Genomic DNA, 6,548 nt, shown 5'->3' with positions numbered 1-6,548 from the left:
ACAATAATACCTACAACTCGGCAAAAACAATAGACTTGGAAAGCGCATCTGATAGACGGCCAAGGCATGACACATTTATTCGTAAAGCACTAGAAAACTCAATAGTTGCTAGAGAGTTCTTTGAAATGCATCTACCAAAAGAAATTAAAGCTTTGTTCTCTCCCCATACTCTTAAAATAGAGAAAGAAAGCTTTGTTGCGCCAAATCTTTAAAACTCTATATCTGATATTTTGTTTTCAGCTAAGTTTAATGAGGGTGCTGGGTATTTATGGATTCTACTCGAGTATCAAAGTACTCCTGATCACTTCATGGCTTTTAGACTCTTTAAATATATAATGGATATTATAACAAGACATCTGACTCTACATACAAATTGCAAACACTTTTACCTTTAGTATACCCACTTGTATTTTACAATGGACTAAAAAATATAATGCACCACGAAACTTCTGGGACCTATTTAAAAATAAGAGGTTAGTGCAAGATATTTGGACCAAAAACCACCAGCTTATTAATGTTCATGATATTCCAGACGAAGAGCTGAAGAAGAAAACTTGGGCAGGAGTATTGCAATTCTTCATGAAGCACCTACACGAGAGAGATTTACTGAAAAGATGGTATGAAGTAGCTGATCTATTGCCTCAAATTGTAGGGATGAATATCGGTATTGATTATCTAGAGCTAATTTTAACCTATACATTGATAAAAATAGAAAAATCTGATAAAATAGAGCTTGAGAAAATGCTCAAAAGCCACTTAAATACTGAATTTGGAGAAAAACTTATGACTAGCTTAGCTCACCACTGGGAACAACAAGGGGTAGAAAAAGGTATACAACAAGGCATGCAGATCGGAGAAGCTAGAGGAAAATATGAAGTAGCAGAGAATATGCTTGATGCTGACTCTGCTTCTGATTTTATTGCTAAAGTCACTGGTCTTTCAATGGACAAAATAAATAAACTCAAAAACAAGCAGTAGTCATCGAGAAGCCGGCATTACAAAACGAACCTGCTAATGCTAAATTGACTGTAGCTGTTAAGCCAAGTGCCAATAACGATAAATCTCAAGAAGGTATAAGTTTCTAAAGGACAAATCAAAGCAGCTAAAGCCTTCGCTTTAGCTGCAGCGCAAAAAGAGGCTCTTAAAGCTAAACTTGCTGGATGGAGAGAAGAATCGAAACAAATATTAAAATTACTGCCAACAAAATACCCCCTATGTTTCCCTATTCCTGCAAAACCGCTGGCATAGGTATTAGTAAGGAAGTTATAGCGACAGAAAAGGATCATTTTTCAAAACAACAGATTCGTAGATTTTTTAGAAGGTATTGCTCTGATTACAGATATAAAAAACTCCTTATTGAAGGAGCACAAAGATTTAATCTTGATGGGACTCTAGCAAGTTTAGTGGCTAAAGAAGAAGTGCCACCACAAACTAAAAATACCTTAAATTCTCTAAACCTAACTCAAACACCTAATTAAAATTAGACAAGATAATCTAATATTTATAATTTATAAAGTTCGTACCCTTAAGCTATTCAATCTTTATATTGCCTAAATATAATTGGTTATCTTTGTGTAATCATTCATAATATCTTTCAATAATCTAATTGATAAAATTAAAAAAGGTTATATGATGGGCCAGGGCAAGATAGTGGCAATATAAATCAACACCACTAATAAATAACTTTTTAATAAAACTAGAGAGATACAAATGAATGAAATTTTTCCACTATTACTAAATACATTCCACGCAATCTGGGGTAATACCAACACATGTGCAGATAGTAATAAAACAGTTGATGTTGTAAAACTTGGCAACATGTTACGTAGTCGCAAATATTATCTTATGGATCAGCAACTTATTTCTAGTAAATGTTTCCCTACTGACAATTGTTCACTCGATAAAGCAGTAGAATGCAATATTTTTGAATTTTTAAGCAAAAGTAAGAACTCTTTAAGCCTCAAAGCATATGTTGAACACATCAATGGTACCATATTTAGAATTGTAAACTCATTCGATAATACAAGAATCTTTGGGACAGAATATAAAATCTTTAGTCCTGATAACACGCCATTATTGTATGAACATCAGTGTCTTACAGATGAGTCAGTATTGATTAAAAATGTGCATAAGGTAGTGCTACAAGGTCATGATATATCTATACGTACACCAAAAACTGGAAAATGTGGTATCTTCCTTATAGAATATATGTCTGATAAGTTAAAACACATGCTGCAAGAAGTCACACCTGATGTAGTTAATAACACCACTTCATCTATACTAGACTTCTTCTTTACAACTGTAACCGAAAATACAAGCTTAAACTATACTAGTAATTATGAAGTTATAGATTATAATAGTACCAATAGTACTGATATTAGTAACTACGATAAACAATATAGCCAAAATAGTACTATGCTCGTAGGCGGGTTAGTTTTAGCATCAGCCGTATCAATTACATATTTACTAACTCATATGTATAATAAATACTGTAAGAAAATACCTGTGGCGCAAACAGAAACTGCTGATATTAATATTGGTAATCCTGCTCTAATGAAGATTAATAGTAGAAAAGCTACAATATGTTACAGTGATAGTTCTTCGGCAGATGGGACGGGGTATGCTACTGTAGACATTTCTAGTAAGAGGGCTAAATATACAAAAGTTACATATGATACTTCAAATCCCTCTAGCTCACATTCTGACGATCACGAAAGAATGGAGTTAATGAGTTCAACTGATAGCAATATTCACGATAGCAGTAGTGTCAATTCTCATAGACTTGCAGAGGACAGAGACTCTAAGATACCAATATATGATAATTATGAACCAGTCTATGATTACCCGCGACTACCACCAAGACCTACAACTGTCATCGAACACCAAAACTTACAACATCATGATGATTCTAGCCTTTTAGGATTAAGTGAATTTCCATGATAATTGCTCGTTGAAATAATAACACATTTTATATAAAATCTAAGGACTTTATACGGTTATTTAGCAAAATTCAATAGAATAAGATCAATTGGATCTTGACATCCTACTCACTTCTAGATGAAAAGTAGCATTGCTACTTTTCATCTAGATTTTACATGGTAATCCCCCCATTTTTAATGGTAATAAAGAGTAGAGAGTTAAGCCGCCAACGTTATACCACCTATAGCAATATTTGGTCTTTCATTATTATATGACCAAAGCCATTTAGTGGCAAGGTCTTGTACCTCTTGTTGTACTCTTGTATTATAAAATAAATGCTGGCTCAACCAATCATATCTTACAGTCCTATTATATCTTTCAATATATGCATTTTGCTGAGGTTGACCTGGCTGAATGAACAACAACTTGATCTTTTGCTTTTTTGACCACTTGCTCAATAATTTACTTATATATTCAGGTCCATTATCACAGCGTATAGATTTTGGTCTGCCTCGCCATTCTACAATTTGATCTAGTGCCCTTATGACTCTTTCTGCCGGTAGCGCAAAGTCAATCTCAATACCAAGACCCTCCCTATTAAAGTCATCAATCACATTAAATAAACGATATCTTCTTCCATTCTCTAAACTATCGTGCAGGAAGTCCATAGACCAGCAATCATTTATTGTTTTAGGTACTATAAGCTTCTCAGACTTTTCTCTAAGTAATCTTTTCTTAGACTTTATTCTCATATGAAGTGCTAATTCCTTATATATTCTGTATACACGTTTGTGATTCCAACCAAAACCTTTGATATTACGCAAATATAAAAAGCAAAGACCAAAGCCCCAGGTCTTTTGATTATTGGTTAAATGCTATTAACCAACTAGCTATAACATCATCCTCAAATGATACCTTCTTCTTATATCTATAGCAGGTTCCACTGACACAAAAGATCTTGCATACGGTTCTTATAGCAATACCTCTTGCTTCAGATATCATTTTAGCCATCTCTTGCCTTTGAGATGGCTTTCTTTACTTTTTTCAAGTACTTCCTTGAATATATCGGCTCTTAACCTTTCCTCAGCATACATCTTTTTAAGTCGGGCATTCTCCGATTCTAATGCCTTTAGCTTGGTAATCATCGGTAAATCCATACCTCCATACCTGGATCTCTATATAGACATGATTTGGCTGTCACTATGCTTTGATATAGTCATTTTACAGAAGCTCCTTTTTTGTTATTAGAAAATTCTACTCTTCTTGTCGATTTTTTTTAGGGAGGATTACCTTCTCTTATGTTTTTGATCCTGTGTTTTCACTTACTTTGATTATAATTTTTTAACTAATATCCATACTCCACTCTCTTAACCCCTGCACTAGAGCCAAGCCTCTGTATAACATGAGAGTAATTATTACGCACCCAATCCGCCATAAATCTTGCTGGCATTGTAAACTTTAGTGTAGAAGTATCATGGCACTCCTTCACTACTGCTTTTTCAAACCAAGCTGTATACATAGCTTCTCCTAACTCTTCAATTAATCCTTGTCTGATATGATGCCATGCTGTATTTGCTGCGATCGTATCTAATCCCCCACTTTTCGCTAAAATACCTGCATGTGTATCATTGACACAATATCAGATGTTATGATTTTAGGATATAGCATTACCTTTTCTTCATCTCTCCGCTTGCTTTCATTTCTTGTATCCTCCACCTCTTCTACCTCCTGCACATAATAACCATTCATTCCATATACTGTTTCTAGCTTCTCACTTAAGATCTCTATTTGTCGCTCGCTTAAAGCTAGGTTACTTGGAATTAATACAGTTATAAAGCTGTTGTTGGCACTTATCTTAAACTCTACTTGAGTTAGTATTGAATACGCTATGGAAGTGCTAAATCTTCCTGCTATCTTCTTCTTTACCTGCATTTCTTTACTGGTTCAAATGAATTCTCTATTTGGCTTAAATATTGCTCATGTTCTAACATGTTTTGCTCTTCAGCACCTATATTACAACTGAATCTAAATGTTGTATGATTAACAAGTGGTCCTTAATGTTTTTCGCTCGCAAGCACTTTCTCCATATAGCTTAAGAAGATAAATTTATTCTTAAATTTCTTTTCAGGATATTTGATATATAGCTTCAATAGTAATTGGTTTACAAAGTTAGTGCTAAATCCCCTGTTTGCTTTGAAGTTAAGTATATCTACATCTTTTTCTGATAGTGGATAGAAATGCCTTAATTCTTTATTTTCAGATATATCTTTGATGGTTCTTGCAACAATCTCGGGGTGTATATTAGCACAAGGTAGTTTAAGACTAGATAGTATTCTTCCTTAGAAACAAAACAACCAGCTTCAGAATCATTTAAAAAAGAAGAATTGTTATAAAATTCAGATGGAAACGAGCTTTGCTCGTTTTCCAAAAACTCTTTTTTGAAATTTTCTTCAGATTTATATATATTCGAAGAATCATTTACAGATAAATTCTTAAGATTTACATCTATATAATCTATATTTTTAATAATACTGTTCTTTAATACAAAGTCTTTATTATATAATTGACCAGAATCAGTGCAAGGAGGGTCATATTCTGTGCATTTCCATTCTTTAGCGATTTCTAAGGCTTTATTGTTATTACACTCAATTACTATTTGTTGCTTTTGCTCTTTCTGTTTTTTCTGATCATTGTTATTTATGAGAGATATATTCAGAAGAGATATTTGCCATAAAGATTTATCAGCCCTGCTATTATAATTATCATTGTTTCTGATAACTAGCTTATCTCGCTTAATAAGATTATTATCTTCTAAATCCTTTAATGCTCTAGAAATAGAATTTCTATGTAATGTAAGTTCTTTCTGTAATTCTTGATAAGAAGTGACAATAGAGTGCAGATTATTAGTTATAGAGTGATCATGGTCATAAGCATGATCTAAACATCTTTGTAATCATTCTTATTGCTGTTACTGGCATCAATATAAGTCTCTGTAGTTATCCTGTTGTCTTTGTCCTTACGTCCGTGCCTCTGTTACCTTTATCATTATTACTAGATAATGAAGATTTATAAATCTTTGTAAAAAGATAGAGTGTTATAGTCTTTGCTGTTGCAGAAATGCTTCAATTAGCATTTAATTGCTTTAAGAACTCATAAGGTACTCTTATAAACATCTTAGTTTTTTCAAGATGTTGCCTTTTTCCTTCTATGGTTGGCACAAAGATATTATCTATAGAATCTAACTTATATGACTTAGAGTGACGTGTTTTGTATTATCGATATCACCTAGATCAAACCTATCAGGTTCATATTTAAGATCATTAAAAACCTTATCAGGTATTGTTGTGGTAATAATGTTACGTTTATTCTGACCTTGATCGTTCTTATCTCTAGTAATAATGAAATGTCCTTTATCTTCCAGGGATTTCTGAAGCACCAATACTTCAGATTTAGAGCAAGATAGTCTTTCTGCCCAGCTTTTAGCAGGTAGAGATATAGATCTATTACGTCCCTTAGAGAAGTTAATACAAGAAAGCCCATCAGCTAAGATGTAGTACATTAAATATAAATTATCATATTATATGGTACGTTTAGGAATTTAAGGTTGCATTGAATTAATCTAAACCAAA

At 33.2% G+C, this 6,548-nt stretch carries 2 protein-coding genes and 3 pseudogenes; 3 read left to right on the top strand and 2 right to left on the bottom strand.

All coding sequences use genetic code 11. The features are described from left to right. Window positions 1-29 precede the first annotated feature (29 nt). The 3 genes and pseudogenes from D6968_RS06680 (at window position 30) to D6968_RS03850 (ending at window position 2,940) form a co-directional block, all read left to right on the top strand. Window positions 30-978: pseudogene (locus D6968_RS06680) on the top strand (Rpn family recombination-promoting nuclease/putative transposase). 182 nt (window positions 979-1,160) lie between these two features. Then, a complete protein-coding gene (locus D6968_RS03855) occupies window positions 1,161-1,478 on the top strand; it encodes a ProQ/FINO family protein (RefSeq protein WP_177717305.1) in 318 nt (105 codons plus the stop codon). 232 nt (window positions 1,479-1,710) lie between these two features. Then, window positions 1,711-2,940, top strand: a complete 1,230-nt coding sequence (locus tag D6968_RS03850; RefSeq protein WP_121543503.1) for a hypothetical protein — start codon at window positions 1,711-1,713, stop codon at window positions 2,938-2,940. Window positions 2,941-3,137: 197 nt separating this feature from the next. On the opposite strand, the pseudogene D6968_RS03845 reads toward D6968_RS03850, so the two are convergent. Both D6968_RS03845 and D6968_RS03840 read right to left on the bottom strand, forming a co-directional pair. Continuing rightward, a pseudogene (locus D6968_RS03845) lies at window positions 3,138-4,094 on the bottom strand (IS3 family transposase); the annotation flags it as partial. A 170-nt stretch (window positions 4,095-4,264) separates the two neighbouring features. Next, window positions 4,265-6,478 (bottom strand): annotated as a pseudogene (locus D6968_RS03840) (DnaA N-terminal domain-containing protein). Window positions 6,479-6,548: the final 70 nt, after the last annotated feature.

This window comes from Candidatus Rickettsia colombianensi, from assembly GCF_003664375.1.
In the GTDB taxonomy this organism is placed as follows: Bacteria; Pseudomonadota; Alphaproteobacteria; order Rickettsiales; family Rickettsiaceae; genus Rickettsia; species Rickettsia tamurae.
The sequence above is the reverse complement of the archived record's forward strand: the minus strand, read 5'-3'. Positions and strand labels throughout refer to the sequence as shown.